This is a genomic window from Methylopila sp. Yamaguchi (assembly GCF_002897035.1).
GTDB lineage: Bacteria > Pseudomonadota > Alphaproteobacteria > Rhizobiales > Methylopilaceae > Methylopila.
In genome coordinates this window covers 124777-141306 of record NZ_BAUX01000006.1, presented here as the reverse complement: position 1 = coordinate 141306, position 16530 = coordinate 124777, and the positions used below count along the sequence as shown (strand labels likewise).

Genomic DNA, 16530 nt, shown 5'->3' with positions numbered 1-16530 from the left:
AGCAGTAGTCGAGGGCGCTCTTCGCCGGTCAGACCTCGATCAATCCTCTCGCCTTCAATTCTCCGATCACCTCGTCCGCCATCTGCTCCGGCGTCGCCGCAACCGTGTCGAGATGGATCTCGGGATGCTCAGGCGTCTCGTAGGCGCTATCGACGCCTGTAAAATTCTTGATCTGGCCGGCGTCGGCCTTGGCGTAAAGACCCTTGGGATCGCGCGTGCGGCAGACGTCGATCGGCGTGTCCACGAAGACCTCAAGAAACTCATCCGCCTCGACGAGGTCCCGGGCCATCCGGCGTTCGGCGCGGAACGGCGAGATGAATGACACCAGCACGATGAGGCCGGCGTCGACGAACAGCTTGGCCGCCTCCGCCACGCGTCGGATGTTCTCCACACGGTCCGCGTCTGTGAAGCCAAGGTCGCGGTTGAGGCCGTGGCGGACGTTGTCGCCGTCGAGCACGTAGGTGTGCCGGCCCATGGCGTGGAGCCGCTTCTCGACAAGGTTGGCGACGGTCGACTTGCCCGCGCCGGACAGGCCGGTGAACCATAGGATCGCCGGCTTCTGCCCCTTCAGCGCCGCGCGCGACGCCTTGTCGACGTCGAGCGCCTGCCAATGGATGTTGGTCGCCCGACGCAGGGCGAAATCGATCATGCCCGCGCCGACGGTCGCGTTCGTCTGCCGGTCAATGATGATGAACGCGCCGGTGTCGCGGTTCAGCTCGTAGGGATCGAAGGCGACCGGCGCCGCCAGCGAGACGTTGACCACGCCGATCTCGTTGAGATGCAGCTCCTTCGCCGCGAGGTGCTCGAAGCTGTTCACGTCGATCTTGTGCTTGATCTCCGTGACGCTCGCCGTGATCGACTTCGCGCCGATCTTGAGCAGATAGGGGCGGCCCGGGAACAGCGGAGCGTCGCTCATCCAGACCAGATGCGCGGAAAACTGATCCGCCACGTCAGGCCGGGCTTCGGCGGCCGCTAGCAGATCGCCGCGTGAGACATCGATCTCATCGGCCAGCGTCAACGTCACGGCGTCGCCCGCTCCGGCTTCCGGAAGATCGCCGTCCATCGTGACGATGCGCGCCACTGTCGAGGTTCGTCCGGAGACCGCCGAGGCGACGCTGTCGCCCACGCGGACCGCGCCGCTTGCGATCGTGCCGGAGAAGCCGCGGAAGTTCAGGTTCGGCCGGTTGACCCACTGCACCGGCATCCGGAACGGCTGGGCGCTGACGCGATCCTCGATCTGAACGGTCTCGAGATGCTCGACCAGCGTCGGTCCGCCGTACCAGGGCATCTGGTCGGAGCGTCCGAGCACGTTGTGGCCGTAACGCGCGGACAGCGGGATCGAGACCAGCGTGTCGAACTTCAGCCCCTTGGCGAAGCTCTCAAACTCGGCGCGGATTTCCTCGAAACGACCTTGGTCGAAGTCGACGAGATCGATCTTGTTCACCGCCAGCACGGCGTGGCGGATGCCGAGCAGGGAGGCGATGAAGGCGTGCCGGCGGGTCTGCACCGCGACGCCATGGCGGGCGTCGACCAGCAACACGGCGACGTCGGCGGTGGATGCGCCGGTCGCCATGTTGCGGGTGTACTGCTCGTGGCCGGGGGTGTCGGCGACGATGAACTTGCGCTTGTCGGTCGTGAAGAAGCGGTACGCGACGTCGATCGTGATGCCCTGCTCGCGCTCGGCTTCCAGGCCGTCGACGAGAAGCGCGAGATCGATGTCCTCGCCCGTAGTGCCGTGCCGCCGGCTGTCGCGTTCGAGCGCCGCAAGCTGGTCTTCGAAGATCAGCTTGGTGTCGTAGAGGAGGCGTCCGATCAGGGTGGACTTGCCGTCGTCGACGCTGCCGCAGGTGAGAAAGCGCAGCAGGCCCTTGCGCTCCTGCGCGGCGAGGTAGTCGACGAAGGCCTCGGCCTTCTCGGCGATCGCGAGCTCGGCCATCAGAAGTACCCTTCCCTCTTCTTCTTCTCCATCGAAGCGGACTCGTCGTGGTCGATCAGCCGGCCCGAGCGTTCGGAAGTCCGCGCGATCAGCATCTCGCGCACGATCTCCGGCAGGGTCGCGGCGTCGGACTCGAGAGCGCCGGTCAGCGGATAGCACCCGAGCGTCCGGAACCGCACGAGGCGCTCCTCAGCGGACTCGCCGTCCTTCAGGACAAGGCGGTCGTCGTCCTTCATGATCAGCATGCCGTCACGCTCGACCACCGGCCGCTTCGCCGCGAAGTAGAGAGGAACGATCGGGATCTCCTCGGCGAGGATGTACTGCCAGATGTCGAGCTCGGTCCAATTGGAGAGCGGAAACACCCGGATCGACTCGCCCTTATGGATGCGGGCGTTGTAGAGCCGCCAGAGCTCCGGCCGCTGGTTCTTCGGGTCCCAGCCGTGGGTCTCGGTGCGGAAGGAAAACACCCGTTCCTTGGCGCGCGACTTCTCCTCGTCGCGACGGGCGCCGCCGAAGGCCGCGTCGAAGCCGTAATGCGTCAGCGCCTGCTTCAGCGCCTCGGTTTTCATGACGTGGGTGTAGTAGGACGACCCGTGGTCGAACGGGTTGACGTTCTGCGCCTTGCCATCCGCGTTCGTCCAGGTGATCAGCTCCAGGCCGAGCCGCCGCGCGGTCTCGTCCCGGAACGCGATCATCTCCCGGAACTTCCAGGTCGTGTCGACGTGCAGCAGCGGGAACGGCGGCTTCGACGGGTAGAACGCCTTCATCGCAAGATGAAGCATCACCGACGAGTCCTTGCCGATGGAATAGAGCATCACCGGGTTGCGGAACTCGGCCGCGACCTCGCGCATGATGTGAATGCTCTCGTCCTCGAGCCGCTTGAGATGAGACTGACGGTCGATCGACACAGATAGAGGCCTTTCGGATCGGGCCGCCGCGGGACGGGACCTGCGGCGCAAGGCGTCGCTCGGGAGTGGCCCGAGCGCGGGCCGCAAGCGCTTACACTAAATCGATCTCTTTTGCGAAAACTTCAAAGCGCGGCCGACGCGCGTGTGGCTCATGGCTGCGCAAGGCCGTCTTCGGCGCTTTACGCGTAGGGCGTGGTGGCCTAGGTCCGGTCTCACGTCGAGCGGCCCGCGCGCCGCCTTTAGATCAAGGAGCTCCCCATGGATCTCGGCATCGCCGGCCGCACCGCCATCGTCTGCGCATCGAGCAAGGGCCTCGGCCGCGCCTGCGCGACGGCGCTCGCCGCCGAAGGCTGCACCGTCGTGATCAACGGGCGCGACGGCGCGTCGCTGGAAAAGACCGCGGCTGAAATCCGCGACGCGACCGGCGCCCAGATCATCCCGGTGGTCGGCGACGTGGCGACGCGGGAGGGTCAGGCCGCCCTGCTAGCCGCGGCTCCGAACCCCGACATCCTCGTCAACAACAACGCCGGTCCGCCCCGCAAGGATTTCCGCGAGCTCGACCGCGACGCCATGCTGAAGGGCGTGGTGGCGAACATGGTGACGCCCATCGAGCTGATCCAGCAGGTGATCGACGGCATGGCGGAGCGCGGGTTCGGCCGCATCGTCAACATCACCTCGGCTTCGGTGAAGGCCCCGATCGTGGGCCTCGACCTGTCGAGCGGCGCCCGCGCGGGCCTCACGGCCTTCCTCGCTGGCGTGGCGCGGACGGTCGCCCACCGCAACGTGACCATCAACGGCATCCTACCCGGTATGTTCGACACCGACCGCCTGCGCGGGGGCTTTCCGGCGGAGGCGAAGCTGCTGGGCGTGACGCCGGAGGAGGTCGCCGACAAGCGCCGCGGCGGAAATCCGGCCAAGCGTTTCGGCCAGCCAGAGGAGTTCGGCCAGCTCTGCGCCTTCCTCTGCTCCGCCCAGGCCGGCTACGTCACCGGCCAGAACATCCTGATCGACGGCGGCGGATTTCCGGGGGCGTTCTGACGGGCCTCACGCCACTGCGCCGCGCCTAAGTCCCAGCGAGGCCTCACGAAACCGGTCGACCTCGCCGGGCATGGTCCGCTGTTCGGGCGTCAGGGTCACCGCGACGTCCTGCTCAACCCGGACGGGCGGACCGGCCAGCACCACCAGCCGGTCGGCCAGGCGGACGGCTTCCCGGCTGTCGTGAGTCACGAACAGCACCGTGGTCGGACGCCGCGCGATCAGCTCTGCGAGCAGGTCGCGCAGGCGGTCGGCGTTGGCCTCGTCCAAGGAGACGAAGGGCTCGTCCATCAGCAGCAAGTCGGGCTCGAGCGCGAAGGCGCGGGCGAGCGCGACGCGACGCTGCATGCCGAGCGAGAGACGCTCGGGGTAGACGTCGGCGGCGTCGCCCAGGCCCATCTCGGTCAACAAACCGAGCGCGCGGGTTAACGACGCGGCTGTTTTGGGTAACGGCAGGGTAACGTTCTCGAGCACGGTCCGCCACGGCAGCAGCCGCGGGCTCTGGAACGCGTACCCGATCCGGGGCTCCTCGCGGGAAAACGCTACGCGCCCCTCGAAGTCGCGGTCGACGCCGGCGATCAGGTTCAGCAGGGTCGTCTTGCCGAGGCCCGAGGGTCCAAGCAGCGCGGTGAACGACTGGTCCGCCACCTCGAGCGAGAAATCCGCGTAGAGCCGGCGCGCAGGCGCTCCGCCTGATGCCGGAAAGGTCTTGGCGGCGATCTCGATTGAGACGGCGGTCATCGGCGCCACCTGTTGGCGGCCCGCTCCCAGGGCTGGATCAACCCGAGCTCGATCGCCTGGACGATCATCCCGAAGGCGAGCGCGTAGGCGAGGATGGTCGCCACGTCGAACAATTGGAACGAGCTCTGCAGTTCGAAGCCCACGCCGTTGGGACGTCCCAGAAGCTCCACCACCAGCACGATCTTCCAGACCAGCGCGAGCCCGGACCGGGCGGCCGCGGCGAAGAACGGCGCGAGCTGCGGCAGGATGACGTGGCGGAGCGTCTTCCAGCGACCAAAGCGGTAGATCCGGGCCATCTCGGCGAGGTCCCTGCTAAGCGCCACCGCGCCCTCGCGCAGGGTCACGGCGACGTTGGGGATCTTGTTGATCGCGACCGCGAGAATGGCGGCGGACTCGTTCAGGCCGAACCAGACATAGGCCAGGATGATGATGACCAACGCCGGCAGGTTGAGGAACAGCACCACCCAGGGGCTGAGCAGCCGGTCGGCGGTGCGCGACAGGCCGAGCAGGATGCCGAGCGCCGAGCCGACGAGCATGGCGATCGCGAAGCTCGCGGCGACGCGGGCGAGGGTAACAAGCAGGTTGAAGATGAGCTCGCCGGTTTCCGCCGCGACGACCAGCGCCCGGACAACCGTCGGCGGGTCCGGCAGCAGACGGCTGTCGACCACGAGCGCCGCGATCCACCACAGCGCGACGAAGACGCCGAGCGACAGCGCCGACCAACCAAGCCGTCCTGCAAAGGCCAAGGACCGCCCCTTACGCTTTCGGCGACCAGAACAGCGCGGGATCAAAGCGCGGATTGGCGCCGACCACGTCGGCGCCGCCGAGATCCGCCAGCAGATCATAGAGTTTCTTCGACGACGCGAGCTGCGCTTCGGTCCAGGGACCCGGCACGCCGGCTCGGAAGTACTCCCGAAGGCGCGCGAACTCCGCGTCCGAGCTCACCTGCATGGAAGGCTTCAGCCGGTCCCAGGCGGCGTCCGAGGACTTCAGGATCTGGTTGGCGGCGTCGACCGCGCGGAAGAAGCCGGAAAGCGCCCCGGGCTCGGCGTTCGCGAGCTCCTCGCGCCAGACGAAGCCGACGAGCGGCGGCGGCGGCGTCACGCCGAGCTCGCCCATAAGCTGGGTGACGTCCGTCAGCTTGCGGAACCCCTCGGCGTCAAGGCGGGCGGCGAACTGCCAGTAGGTCAGCACGGCGTCGATCCGACCGAGCCGCAGCTGCTCGGACAGCAGCGGCGGCGCGCCGAACACCGGCTCCAGCATGGTGGCGATGTCGCCGCCGACAAGGTCGTGGGCGCGGGCCCGCAGCAGCAGCCAGCTCTTGTCGAGCGGTCCGCCGGCGACGCCGAGCTTCTTGCCCTTCAGGTCGGCAAGTCCGTTGATCTTCGACTCCTTGCCGACGACGAGCGCTCCGAGGGCGCTGGAATAGGGCGCGAACTGCACCTTCTCGCCGTCCGCGCGCCGGCGCATCGCCCAGGTCCAGTCGCTGACCACGAGGTCGGCGTCGTTCGCCTGCAGCGCCACGGTCAGCGCCTGCGTCGAGGCGAGCTGCGTCCGCTGCAGCGTCACGCCTTCCCGGACGTCGAGCCCTTCGGCCGCGACCGTGTCGAGCAGCCAGTTGACGGTCCCGAACTTCAAGGTGGCGAGGCGCAGCGGCCGGGCGGCCCGGACCGGGCCAAAACCTGCCCCAAGCGCGACGCCGAGAGCGCCGGCGCCCAGCACGGCGCTGCGCCGGGTGAGCGCACACATGTGGCGGTTCGTCACGCCGCGACCCCTGCGCAGGCGACAGCCGCAGCCGTCCAGGACACGAATCGCATCATCGGTTTCCCTATGCCGCCGTTTTGGCGGCGCTGTTCGGTTTATTGGGCATTCGCCGGATTACGACAGAGCCGGCCGCCGCTGGGTATTGGAGCTTAGGATAGAGTTGCAACCCCTTGCAGGTTATTCAAGCAAACGTCATGACTTATTATTTTCTTATATATTGCGTTCCTACGGACGTACAGGTGGAATTGTTCCCGGTTGCGATCTAGCTCAGGCGCTGAACGCGTATCGCGCTTTATCGCGGTCGGTCTAACAATGCGGCGGATCAACCGCCCGCAGGGAGGTTCGTGCATGGTCCTGTCGAAGGCCGCGGTCGCCCGCCGGCGGAGCGTCGCCGCGCGCGCGCTCATCGTCGCGCTCGGGCTGAGCCTTGTCGCGCCCTCCGCTTCCGCACAGGCTCCCGCCGCGGCTCCGACGCCGGCGGCCCCCGCCCCCGCCGCGAAGCCGGCCGCCGCGCCCATGCCCTTCAAGTTCGGAGTGCTTCGGCAGTTTCCGACGCCGCCGCCGTGGTGGGACACGATCGCCACGCTTCCCCCCGAGGACGACGGCATCGCCGGCGCACGTCTTGGGATCGTCGACAACAACACCACCGGCCGCTTCCTGAAGCAGGACTTCCAGCTCGTCGAAGAGCTCGTCCCCTTCGGCGAGGACCCGATGCCCGCGTTCAACCGGCTGCTGGAGCAGGGCGCGACCTTTATCGTGCTCGCGGTCCCGGCCGATCAGCTTCTCAAGATGTCCGACGCGGTCAAGGACCGCGACGTCATCCTGTTCAACGCCGGCGCTCCGGACGACGAGCTCCGCGGCAAGGACTGCCGGTCGAACGTGCTTCATACGGCGCCCAACCGCGCGATGCTGACCGACGCCCTCGCCCAGTACCTGGTGTGGAAGCGCTGGACCAACTGGCTGCTGCTCACCGGGCGGCGCGAGGAGGACCGCAAATACGCGGCCGACATCCGGCGCTCCGCGAAGAAGTTCGGCGCCAAGATCGTCGAGGAGCGGACCTGGAACTTCGGGCCCGACGCCCGCGTGAGCGCCCAGAACGACGTGCCGGTGTTCACCCAGAACGTCGCCTACGACGTCGCAATGATCGCCGACGAACTTGGCGAGTTCGGCGAACTGATTGGCTGGCGCACATGGGACCCGCGGCCGACCGCGGGCACGGCCGGCCTGACGCCGACCACCTGGCACGCGACGCTCGAAAACTGGGGCGCCTCGCAGCTCCAGAATCGGTTCTACAAGCAGTCGAAGCGCGTGATGCGCCCGCTCGATTTCCAGATGTGGCTCGCCATGCGCACCATCGGGGAATCCGCGACCCGCACCAAGACCAACGATCCCAAGAAGCTCCGCGAGTTCATCTTCGGACCGACCTTCGAGCTCGCCGGCTTCAAGGGGCAGTCCTTCAGCTACCGCGACTGGGACAACCAGCTGCGGCAACCCATTCTGCTGGCCCAGCCGGCGGCGCTCGTGTCGGTCTCGCCGCAGGAGGGCTTCCTGCACCAGACCAACCTGCTTGACACCATGGGCTACGACCGGCCGGAAACGACCTGCCGCATGTCCAAGCCGTGACTAACTGGACACTCTGACCGACACGACGTCCGATCGCCGATCGAACGCCCCAGAACACGAAGCGCCGGCCGCACGGACCGCGCGCCCTCTCCCGGAGAGACCTCATGACGACCGACGCGCCGCCCCGCAGGCCTTCCCGAACCGCCCGGCTGCTGTCCGCCGGCGCCGCCGCCGCCGCCCTGCTCGCCTTCGCAGGGCCGGCTTCGGCGGAGAAGATCTTCGTCAGCAACGAGCGCGACCACACCATGTCGGTGATCGACGGCGCGACTCTGAAGGTGGTGGAGACCATCAAGACAGGCCGCCGCCCCCGCGGCATCACCGCGAGCCCGGACGGCAAGCTGATCTATGTCTGCACGAGCGACGACAACCGCGTCGAAGTCTACGACAGCACGACCCACAAGCTGGTGAAGACCCTGCCCTCGGGACCCGACCCGGAGCTGTTCGTTCTGCACCCCTCGGGCAACCCGCTCTACATCGCCAACGAAGACGACAACATGGTCACGATCGTCGACGTGAACACGGCGCAGAAGCTGGCGGAAGTGCCGGTGGGCGTGGAGCCGGAGGGCATGGGAATCAGCCCCGACGGCAAGATCCTCGTGAACACGTCCGAAACGACGAGCATGGCTCATTTCATCGACACGGCGACCAACCAGATCGTCGAAAACGTCGTGGTCGACAGCCGTCCGCGCGTGGCCGAGTTCCGGGCCGACAACAAGCAGGTCTGGGTTTCGGCCGAGGTGGGCGGCACCGTCTCTGTGATCGATCCGGCGACCCACCAGATCCTCAAGAAGATCACCTTCGAGATCCCGGGCGTGACCGCCGAAGCGATCCAGCCGGTGGGCGTCAAGATCACCAAGGACGGCAAGACCGCCTTCGTCGCGCTGGGACCCGCCAACCGCGTCGCGGTGGTCGACACCGAGACCTTCGCGGTCAAGAAGTACCTGCTGGTCGGCCAGCGCGTGTGGCAGCTCGCCTTCTCGCCCGACGAGTCGCGGCTCTACACGACCAACGGCAATTCGAACGACATCTCGATCGTCGACGTGGCGTCGGACAAGGTGACGAAGTCGGTCACCGTCGGCCGTTCGCCCTGGGGCGCGGTCGCGGTTCCCTGAAGCTTCGTCTTTTCGCCCGGTTTTCCTGCGAGAGCCGGGCGCCATAACCTCCGCCAGCCCGCGGGCTCTTAAGCCCGCTGGACCGACGGCCTGAACACCGAACGGCTAAGCGGAAACGGCATGAGCGAAATCGCAGCCGAGACGCGCGCTCCGGCGCTGCGCGTCTCCGGGGTCACCCACGCCTTCGGGGCGAAGAAGGCGCTGGACGACGTGAGCCTCACGGCGCCCTCGGGCGCCTTCACCGCCCTGTTGGGGCTGAACGGCGCGGGCAAGACCACGCTGTTCTCGCTCATCACCCGGCTCTACGAGAACCGCAGCGGCGCGATCGCGGTGCTTGGCCATGACGTCCGTCAACAGCCAAGCCGCGCGCTGTCGCGGCTTGGGGTCGTGTTCCAGTCGCGTACGCTGGACCTGGAGCTGAGCGTCCTGCAGAACCTGCTCTACCACGCCGCGCTGCACGGCATCGGGCGGTCCGAGGCGCGGCGACGCAGCCTCGCCGTTCTCGAGCGGGTGGGACTTGCGGCGCGCGCGAAGGAAAAGGTCCGGGCGCTCTCAGGCGGGCAGATGCGACGGGTCGAGATCGCGCGCGCCCTGTTGCACGGGCCCGGCCTGCTGCTCCTCGACGAGCCTACGGTCGGGCTCGACATCGGGTCGCGGCGGGCGATCCTCGACGAGGTGCGCCGGCTGATCGACGACGACGGCATCGGCGTGCTGTGGGCGACCCATCTGGTGGACGAGATCGAGGCGGCGGACCGCGTCGTGGTGCTGCACAAGGGCCGCGTGCTGCTGGAGGGCCGGATCGACGACCTGCGGGCCCGCGGCGGAAGCGAGGACGTCGGGACCGCCTTCATGGCCGCCGTGGCCGAGACCGAACGGCCGAACACGGCCGCCGAACGCAAGACGGACACAGCGGCATGAGCCTCGTCGACCGCGCCCCTGTCGCGCTCAGCGAGCGCTCGCCCGATTTCCTGCCCGCGCGGGACGTCAGCTTCGGCGGCTATCTCGTCTGCATGGGCGGCATCGTCTGGCGCGAGAGCCTGCGCTTCGTCCACCAGCGCGGCCGCTTCCTCTCGGCGCTGGTGCGGCCGCTGGTGTGGCTGTTCATCTTCGCCGCCGGCTTTCGCGCGACCTTGGGCGTATCGATCATCCCGCCCTACGAGACCTACGTGCTCTACGAGGTCTACATCGCGCCCGGACTGATCGCGATGATCCAGCTGTTCAACGGGCTGCAGTCGTCGCTCTCCATGGTCTACGACCGCGAGGTCGGCGCTATGCGCATCCTGCTCGTGAGCCCCTACCCGCGCTGGTTCCTGCTGGTGTCCAAGCTCGTCGCGGGCGTGGCGGTGTCGCTGCTCCAGGCCTACGCGTTCCTCGCCGTCGCCTACTTCTGGGACGTGCAGCCCGACAGCCTGTGGGGCTACCTCACCGTGCTGCCGGCGCTGATCCTGAGCGGGCTGATGCTTGGCGCGATGGGGCTTGCGATGTCGTCGATCTTCAAGCAGCTCGAGAACTTCGCCAGCGTGATGAACTTCGTGATCTTCCCGATGTTCTTCGCCTCCTCGGCGCTCTATCCGCTGTGGCGGATCCAGCAGGCGAACGTGCTGCTCTGGCACATCTGCAGCTACAATCCCTTCACCCACGCCGTCGAGCTGATCCGCTTCGCGCTCTATGGGCAGGTCGAGTGGACTTCGCTTGCGGTGGTCTCGGGGTTCGGCGCGGCCTGCCTGCTGGCCGCGATCTACGCCTATGATCCCTCCGCCGGGCTGACGGGCCGCCGAGGCGGGCCGGATGCGGCCAAATGAGGCTGGCGGCGCGCGGTTTCGCGCTTAAGTTCCCCACAGAACGAGAAGGCGGAGGAAGCGCGTCGCGCGCGCTCCCCGAACCGCCGGATGCTTCGGGAGACGACCGATGACCACTCCGCTTCGCCGCCTGACCGCTGCGGCGCTCGCGGCGTTGCTCGCAGGCGCGAGCCTCGCCCCGCAGGCCTTCGCCCAGGGCGCGCAGGCCCCGGCCGCCGCCCCCGCGGCCGATGGCCCCAAGACTCCGCTGCCCGCGCCGACGCCGCGCGCCGCGCAGCCCGGCGGCGACCGCCGCGCCGCCGCCGATCCCGACTGGCCCTGCATCCAGCCGAAGGTCGGCGCGCTCGGCTACGGCCAGATGTGGAGCGGCCCTCCGCTCGAGCAGGCGCTCGAGACCTGGCGGCAGGACGAGGCCGTGGCCGACCTCGTGCCGGTCATCGTCGCCCGCCGCACGAAGCCGGAGGAGGCCGCCGCTGCGATCGACAAGTTCGCGAAGGACGCGGGGGCGGAGAAGAACGCCAAGCTGACGCTGCTCTTCGCCGGCGCCTTCGAGGAGCTCAACACCACGCGTTCCGCCATCCTGGCCGGCATCGAGCGCTACGCCCGCAAGCAGCGCGCGCTGTCGGAGAAGATCAAGCAGGAGAGCCTCAAGCTCGCTTCCGAGCGCAAGGACATGGCGACGCAGAACTCCCCCGAGTTCCAGCAGAAGGAGCAGGCGCGCGACTGGGACACCCGGATCTACGACGAGCGCTCGCAGGCCCTGACTTACGTCTGCGAGAGCCCGGTGATCCTGGAGCAGCTCGCCTTCACGCTCGGCCGCGAGATCCAGGCCCGGATGGACTGACCGCGGCGCGCCCTTGACGCGGCGCGTCGGCGCGCGAGAACCCCAGCCCTCCCCGCGCAGCCCACGCGCGGGCCGCATGCGCAGCACCAAGGCCTCCTCATGCTTGCTCCAGACCGCCGCACGGCCTGCCGCGCCATCGCGGCGCTCCTTGCGACGGGCGCGCTGCCGCGCGCGGCCCACGCGGCGCTGACCGTCGAGATCATCGCCCCGGCCTCGCTCGGCGACAGCCTCGACCAGGTCGCCCGCGCCCTCGCCGAGGGCCTGAACCAGATGAACGGCGCGGTCTCCGCCGCCGTCACCAACGCGCCCGGCCAGGGCGGCGTCGTCGGGCTCGAGCGCTTCGTCAACACTCCGAAGACGAAGCCGCTGCTCCTCGCCACGAGCCTCGGCACGCTCGGGGCGTCCATCCTCGCGAGGCGGGCGATCACGCTCGACGACACCGCCGCCGTCCAGCGGGTCTGCGGCGAACACCTCGTGCTGCTGGTGCCCGAGCAATCGCCGCTGCAGACGCTCGATGACCTCGCGGCCGCGCTCCGCCGCGACCCGTCGCGGACCCTCATCGCCGGCCGGGAGCTCGGCAGCGCGAGCCACATGCTCTGCCTGTCGCTCGCGCGCGCCTACCAACTCGGTCCGAGGGCGCTGCGCTACACCGCGATCGACGAGCCGGGCGAGATGTTCCGCGCGCTGATGAGCGGAGCGATCAGCGTGGTCGCGGGCGGCGTGCCGGCCTACGCGCAACAGCTGAAGGGAGGCTCGGTGCGCGCTCTCGCGATCTCGGCGGGCGCGCGCGTCGACGGCTTCAACGCGCCGACCTTCCGGGAAAGCGGCGTCGACCTGGAGCTTGTGGACTGGCGCGGCCTCGCCGCGCCGAACACCATGGACCCCAGCCTGGTCGGCCAGATCGCGGAAGCGGTCAGTCTGCTGTTGGAGACGCCGGCCTGGGCGAACGTCCTGGGGCGCCGGCACTGGCTTCCGCTGCGGCTGAAGCGCGAAGCCTACGCCGCCTTCCTAGAGACCGAGCGCGACCGCGTCGCCGCGCTCTACCGCGACGCCGGCCTGATCTGAAAGGCGCGCCGAACGGCTTTGGCGCTCACCGCAGGAGCAGATCGGGAAGCGCGCCGACGCGAGTCGAGGCGTGGGTTCGCCGCGCCGTCACCGCCACATCGAGCATGAAGCGCTCCACGCCGGAGAACCAGGGCAGGTCCAGCTCGATCCGTTCGGTCGACCACCACGTCGGACGGCAGTCGCGGCGGAGTCCGCGCATGGAGAGCGTAACCGTCATCGGCTCCGGGCCGAGCCCGGGATTGCGCAGCGTCAACGGCGCTCCGTCATAGAGCGGCGCGATCAGAGCCGGCGCCGTCTGGCCAAAGCGGACGGCGAGGCGGCTTTCCAAGGCTTCCTCGGAACGGGCGAGAGAGGCCGGAATGCGCGACGGCCGGACGGTCGACCAGTCGAGGGCCGCCAGCCCCGGCGCATCGTCCAGGAACGCGGTCGGAAGGAATTCGTCGAAGCCGGAGAAGCGACGGCGGGCGTTGCTGATGTCGCTGTCGGGCAGCGCCACGACAGGCGTGCCGAAGCCTACGCTCGGCAACGCGATGTGGAGCCGCCGAGTGATAACGAGCTTCGCCGTCCGCAGCCGCTCGAGCAGTCGCGCGAGCGTCGCGAACCGCATCAACGGATCGAGACGGATCAAAGCGGGAAGGAAGTTGCTGATGATTTCGGCGCCCTCGCGCAACTCCGCCGGCACGTGAGCGTCGATCGCCTCCTGCGGCAGGTCAACGATGAGCACGCCCCGCCGCTCCGACGCGGGAACCGGCGCCAGCCCCTTCCCAATGAAAAGGGTCAGGCAGCCGGCCCAGTCCGCGGCGATCCCGGCTGACCTCAAAAGGTCGACGCTGTCCGTGTCCCGCGCCCCGACCGGTCCCCGCGCCGCGAGCCATCCCCGCCACGGGCTTGTGAGCAACTTGTCCGCGCCCAGGGCGAATCCGAACAGCTCCGGCTCGATCGAGCGATGCGGCAGACGGTAGTCCTGCCCTTGCTTGAACCAAGAATTGAAGATCGCGAGATGGGGACCGTCGAGAGCCTCGATCGCCATACGGTCGCGCGCGATCAGGGCGTCGAGTCGCGGCAGGCGCGCAAGCGCCGCATAGGACTGGACATCGTCGCCGATGTTGTAGGTGGAGAAGCCGAACGCCGCGGCGCGAAGGCCCGCACGATCCATGCTGGCAAGCGACGGCGCCGCCACCCGGCGACGTTCGACAAATTCGGTTATCGGCCGCAGCGCGCGTTGAAACTGTTCCGAACGCGTGCGCTTCGACACCGATGGCTCACTTCTTGTCGTACGGATTGTCCGGCTGGCGGAACGTCACGCGGATCGGCACGCCCGGCAGGTCGAAGGTTTCCCGCAGGCTGTTGGTGAGATAGCGGACATAAGAGTCCGGCAGCTCTTCCGTGCGGGTGCCGAAGACGACGAAGTACGGCGGCCGCGCTTTGGGCTGCGTGGCGTAACGCAGCTTGATGCGCTTGCCGGCGACCGCGGGCGGCGGATGCCGCTCGAGCACCTCTTCCAGCCAGCGGTTGAGGGCAGCGGTCGAGACGCGGCGGTTCCAGACCTCGTGGGTCTTGACGATCGCGGTCATCAGCCTGTCCACGCCCTCCCCGGTCTGGCCGGAAAGCGGCGCAAGCGTCACGCCCTTCACCTGCGGCAGCAGACGCTCGAGCGACTCGCCGTGGGCTTTGAGCTGCTCGTTGCGGTTCTCGACGAGGTCCCACTTGTTGAGCCCGATGACCAGCGCCCGCCCTTCGCGGGTGACCAGATCGGCGATCGACAGGTCCTGCTTCTCGAACGGGATCGTCGCGTCGAGCAGCACGACGACGACCTCGGCGAACTTGATCGAGCGAATCGCGTCCGCGACCGAGAGCTTCTCGAGCTTGTCGATCACCCGAGCCTTCCGGCGCAGGCCCGCGGTGTCGACCAGCCGCACGCGGCGGCCGCGCCACTCCCAGTCGATCGAGACCGAATCGCGGGTGATGCCGGCCTCCGGGCCCGTCAGCATGCGCTCTGAGCCGACGAGGCGGTTCACCAGCGTGGACTTGCCGGCGTTGGGGCGGCCGACGATGGCGATGCGCAGCGGAGCGCCCTCGCCTTCCGCGTCCTCCTCGTCGTCCGGCTCAGGCATGAGCGCCGCAAGCGCGTCGTAGAGATCGCCGAGGCCTTCCGCATGTTCGGCGGAGATCGGCAGCGGGTCGCCGAGACCGAGACGATAGGAGTCATAGGCGCCGTCCACGCCCGCCCGGCCTTCGGCCTTGTTGGCGAGCAGGATGACCGGGCGCATGGCGCGGCGCACGACGTCGGCGAAGCGCTCGTCGTCCGCCGTCACGCCGGCGCGGGCGTCCACCATGAACAGGATGATGTCGGCTTCCGTGATCGCCGCCTCGGTCTGCGCCCGCATGCGGGCCTCGAGCGAGCCCTCTGCGGCGTTCTCGAGGCCTGCGGTGTCGACGATGCGGAACGTCAGGTCGCCGAGGCGGCCTTCCCCCTCGCGGCGGTCGCGCGTCACCCCCGGCCGGTCGTCGACGAGCGCGAGCCGCTTGCCGACGAGCCGGTTGAACAGCGTCGACTTGCCGACGTTCGGCCGCCCGACGACGGCGACGACCGGCATGGGACGCAGGGGCGAGGGAGCATCTGTCACGTGACGGCGGCCTTCTTGGGTGGAGACCCCAGGTCCGGCGCCTGATCCGCGCCGGCGGCCGAGAGGCGGCCGTCAGGCGGTCAGGCGAACGAAGCGGCGGAGGGCGCCGGCAGCGCCGAGAGCGGCTGCGGCACCGTGTCCGGCGGGTTCGGCGCGACCTGGGGAACCGGGCGACGCTCGCCCGCCAGCGGCGTCTTCTTCTCGCCGAAGGGGTTCATGTTGGAGAGCGTGTCGCAACCGGCGGCGGAGCCGGCGAGCGCCGCCACGACGGCCAGGCGCAGAAGACGTTTCGAACGGTCGGTCACGGAAGCGGCATCCCCCTTGAACGGGCCGGCGGTGGTCCCCCGGCCGGAGCATCACTCGACGAACTTACTTACTTCGCGTCCTTGGCGGCGGGCGCCGGCGCGGCCGGCGGCAGCACCGCAAGCATCAGGTCGGCGCGCTGCCGCGCGCCCGCGGGCGCCTCGGCGTCGGCCACGATCGCCTCGAACTGACGGCGGGCTTCCGTAACGTCGTTCGCCTTGAAGGCCGCGAGGCCGATCAGTTCGCGCGCCGTATGCCGCCACGGGCTGGCGTCGACCGCAAGCGGCTCGACAAGCCGGCGCACGTCCGCGGCTGCGGCATGATCGACGGCGATGTAGCCGCCGCGCACGCGAGCGGCGTCGCGCAGCAGGGAATCGACCCCGCCGTCGTTCGCCACGCCTTCGTAGATCTTGAGGGCGCCGGCCGGGTCCTTGGTCGTCGCCACGTCGGCCTCACGCAAACGGGCCAGGGCCTGGTAGCCCTTCGGGCCGTCGGCCGCCAGGCTCGCGAAGGCGGCGCGCGCCTCGTCGGTCTTGCCGTCGGCCGCAAGCCGGCTCGCCGCCTGGTAACGGTCTCCTGCGGCCTGGGCTTGCCGACCCTGGTAGTACTCGTAGCCGCGCCACCCGCCGACGCCGACGACAATCAGCACTGCGACGGAGACGACCAGCCATCCGAACCGATCCCACAGCGCCTTCATGCGCTCGCGGCGGAGGTCGTCCTGGACCTCATGGAAAATGTCGGTCATCTGGCCTTACGCAATCCTGACGTCTTGA

General features: G+C 68.8%; 16 protein-coding genes. 7 read left to right on the top strand and 9 right to left on the bottom strand.

Annotated elements, in window-relative coordinates; genetic code table 11:
• Window positions 1-28 precede the first annotated feature (28 nt).
• Together cysN and cysD are read right to left on the bottom strand one after the other, a co-directional pair.
• Window positions 29-1936 carry a sulfate adenylyltransferase subunit CysN gene (cysN, locus tag METY_RS09040; RefSeq protein WP_103121058.1) on the bottom strand — a complete coding sequence of 636 codons (1908 nt, stop codon included), beginning with the start codon at window positions 1934-1936 and terminating at the stop codon, window positions 29-31.
• Window positions 1936-2844: a sulfate adenylyltransferase subunit CysD gene (gene cysD, locus METY_RS09035; RefSeq protein ID WP_103121057.1), complete on the bottom strand. Its 909-nt coding sequence runs from the start codon at window positions 2842-2844 to the stop codon at window positions 1936-1938. Before cysD ends, cysN begins: the two co-directional genes overlap by 1 nt.
• Before the next feature lie 258 nt (window positions 2845-3102).
• Between cysD and METY_RS09030 the strand changes: the two genes are divergently transcribed.
• Window positions 3103-3882, top strand: coding sequence for an SDR family oxidoreductase (locus METY_RS09030; protein ID WP_103121056.1), 780 nt, complete (start codon window positions 3103-3105; stop codon window positions 3880-3882).
• A 6-nt stretch (window positions 3883-3888) separates the two neighbouring features.
• Here METY_RS09030 and METY_RS09025 read toward each other — a convergent pair whose 3' ends face one another.
• From METY_RS09025 to METY_RS09015, 3 genes are read right to left on the bottom strand one after another with little or no spacing between them, the layout of a single operon-like run.
• Window positions 3889-4629: an ABC transporter ATP-binding protein gene (locus tag METY_RS09025; RefSeq protein WP_103121055.1), complete on the bottom strand. Its 741-nt coding sequence runs from the start codon at window positions 4627-4629 to the stop codon at window positions 3889-3891.
• Entirely contained in the window at window positions 4617-5366 is a 750-nt protein-coding gene (locus tag METY_RS09020) for an ABC transporter permease (RefSeq protein ID WP_103121054.1), read from the bottom strand. Before METY_RS09020 ends, METY_RS09025 begins: the two co-directional genes overlap by 13 nt.
• A 10-nt stretch (window positions 5367-5376) precedes the next feature.
• Complete coding sequence (locus METY_RS09015; RefSeq protein ID WP_103121053.1) at window positions 5377-6369, bottom strand: ABC transporter substrate-binding protein; 993 nt, start codon at window positions 6367-6369, stop codon at window positions 5377-5379.
• 363 nt (window positions 6370-6732) lie between these two features.
• Here METY_RS09015 and METY_RS09010 point away from each other — a divergent pair, with 363 nt between their 5' ends.
• From METY_RS09010 to METY_RS08985, 6 genes are all read left to right on the top strand, one after another.
• Window positions 6733-8007, top strand: a complete 1275-nt coding sequence (locus METY_RS09010) for an ABC transporter substrate-binding protein (protein ID WP_103121052.1) — start codon at window positions 6733-6735, stop codon at window positions 8005-8007.
• 104 nt (window positions 8008-8111) lie between these two features.
• Window positions 8112-9119, top strand: a complete 1008-nt coding sequence (locus METY_RS09005; RefSeq protein WP_200819635.1) for a YVTN family beta-propeller repeat protein — start codon at window positions 8112-8114, stop codon at window positions 9117-9119.
• 120 nt (window positions 9120-9239) lie between these two features.
• Window positions 9240-10037 (top strand): ABC transporter ATP-binding protein, encoded by a 798-nt coding sequence (locus METY_RS09000; protein ID WP_103121051.1) that lies wholly within the window; start codon window positions 9240-9242, stop codon window positions 10035-10037.
• A 92-nt stretch (window positions 10038-10129) separates the two neighbouring features.
• Window positions 10130-10921, top strand: a complete 792-nt coding sequence (locus METY_RS08995) for an ABC transporter permease (RefSeq protein ID WP_103121157.1) — start codon at window positions 10130-10132, stop codon at window positions 10919-10921.
• Window positions 10922-11027: 106 nt separating this feature from the next.
• A complete protein-coding gene (locus METY_RS08990) occupies window positions 11028-11762 on the top strand; it encodes a hypothetical protein (RefSeq protein WP_244593575.1) in 735 nt (244 codons plus the stop codon).
• A gap of 99 nt (window positions 11763-11861) precedes the next feature.
• Window positions 11862-12827: a Bug family tripartite tricarboxylate transporter substrate binding protein gene (locus METY_RS08985; RefSeq protein WP_103121050.1), complete on the top strand. Its 966-nt coding sequence runs from the start codon at window positions 11862-11864 to the stop codon at window positions 12825-12827.
• A 25-nt stretch (window positions 12828-12852) separates the two neighbouring features.
• Here METY_RS08985 and METY_RS08980 read toward each other — a convergent pair whose 3' ends face one another.
• The 4 genes from METY_RS08980 to METY_RS08965 all read right to left on the bottom strand — a co-directional run bounded on the left by METY_RS08980 (window position 12853) and on the right by METY_RS08965 (window position 16502).
• Window positions 12853-13983: a polysaccharide pyruvyl transferase family protein gene (locus tag METY_RS08980; RefSeq protein ID WP_146035700.1), complete on the bottom strand. Its 1131-nt coding sequence runs from the start codon at window positions 13981-13983 to the stop codon at window positions 12853-12855.
• Between the two features lie 106 nt (window positions 13984-14089).
• Window positions 14090-15424: a ribosome biogenesis GTPase Der gene (gene der, locus METY_RS08975; protein ID WP_103121048.1), complete on the bottom strand. Its 1335-nt coding sequence runs from the start codon at window positions 15422-15424 to the stop codon at window positions 14090-14092.
• A 110-nt stretch (window positions 15425-15534) separates the two neighbouring features.
• Complete coding sequence (locus METY_RS08970) at window positions 15535-15759, bottom strand: hypothetical protein (RefSeq protein WP_103121047.1); 225 nt, start codon at window positions 15757-15759, stop codon at window positions 15535-15537.
• Between the two features lie 68 nt (window positions 15760-15827).
• Window positions 15828-16502: a tetratricopeptide repeat protein gene (locus tag METY_RS08965; RefSeq protein WP_103121046.1), complete on the bottom strand. Its 675-nt coding sequence runs from the start codon at window positions 16500-16502 to the stop codon at window positions 15828-15830.
• Window positions 16503-16530: the final 28 nt, after the last annotated feature.

Coding starts and splice junctions, on each gene's coding strand:
- cysN (WP_103121058.1), bottom strand. CDS start 1,936: ATGGCCGAGCTCGCGATCGCCGAGAAGGCCGAGGCCTTCGTCGACTAC.
- METY_RS09030 (WP_103121056.1), top strand. CDS start 3,103: ATGGATCTCGGCATCGCCGGCCGCACCGCCATCGTCTGCGCATCGAGC.
- METY_RS09015 (WP_103121053.1), bottom strand. CDS start 6,369: ATGTGTGCGCTCACCCGGCGCAGCGCCGTGCTGGGCGCCGGCGCTCTC.
- METY_RS09010 (WP_103121052.1), top strand. CDS start 6,733: ATGGTCCTGTCGAAGGCCGCGGTCGCCCGCCGGCGGAGCGTCGCCGCG.
- METY_RS09005 (WP_200819635.1), top strand. CDS start 8,112: ATGACGACCGACGCGCCGCCCCGCAGGCCTTCCCGAACCGCCCGGCTG.
- METY_RS09000 (WP_103121051.1), top strand. CDS start 9,240: ATGAGCGAAATCGCAGCCGAGACGCGCGCTCCGGCGCTGCGCGTCTCC.
- METY_RS08995 (WP_103121157.1), top strand. CDS start 10,130: ATGGGCGGCATCGTCTGGCGCGAGAGCCTGCGCTTCGTCCACCAGCGC.
- METY_RS08990 (WP_244593575.1), top strand. CDS start 11,028: ATGACCACTCCGCTTCGCCGCCTGACCGCTGCGGCGCTCGCGGCGTTG.
- METY_RS08985 (WP_103121050.1), top strand. CDS start 11,862: ATGCTTGCTCCAGACCGCCGCACGGCCTGCCGCGCCATCGCGGCGCTC.
- METY_RS08980 (WP_146035700.1), bottom strand. CDS start 13,983: ATGGATCGTGCGGGCCTTCGCGCCGCGGCGTTCGGCTTCTCCACCTAC.
- der (WP_103121048.1), bottom strand. CDS start 15,424: ATGCCGGTCGTCGCCGTCGTCGGGCGGCCGAACGTCGGCAAGTCGACG.
- METY_RS08965 (WP_103121046.1), bottom strand. CDS start 16,502: ATGACCGACATTTTCCATGAGGTCCAGGACGACCTCCGCCGCGAGCGC.